The sequence below is a fragment of the Anaerovorax odorimutans genome, from assembly GCF_024459955.1.
Classification (GTDB): domain Bacteria; phylum Bacillota; class Clostridia; order Peptostreptococcales; family Anaerovoracaceae; genus Hominibacterium; species Hominibacterium odorimutans_A.
In genome coordinates this window covers 1-422 of record NZ_JANFXK010000104.1, presented here as the reverse complement: position 1 = coordinate 422, position 422 = coordinate 1, and the positions used below count along the sequence as shown (strand labels likewise).

The following is a 422-nucleotide window of genomic DNA, read 5'->3' as shown; positions in this document are numbered from 1 at the left end:
GAGACCAGCGACGTGGAGAAAATCCTGCTGATCGACATCAACGAAGAAGCCCTGCGGCTGAGAAAGGAACTGGTGGGTTCGGAGAAGGTGGAAACCAAAGTCATCGACCTCACCGACACAGGGGCACTGGCGGAAGCGCTGGCCGATTACGACGTGGTCATCAACGGTTCGTCCCACGTGTTCAACATGGACGTCATGAACGCCTGTCTGGAAGCAAAAACCAACTATACCGATTTCGGAGGCCTGTTCCACTGGGCCGTGGAGCAGATGGGCCGGGACGAAGAGTTCCGCGAAGCCGGCATCACGGGCATCGTGGGAGCCGGAAGCGCCCCGGGGATCGTCAACGTGCTGACCAAATACGCCACCGACCGTCTGGACACGGTGGAGGACATTCTGATCCTGGACGCCATCATCAACCGCAG

General features: G+C 59.0%; 1 protein-coding gene. It reads left to right on the top strand.

Going from position 1 to position 422, the window contains the following annotated elements:
* The coding region (locus NE619_RS18065; protein WP_256133870.1) for a saccharopine dehydrogenase family protein at window positions 1-422 on the top strand (422 nt) is incomplete at both ends.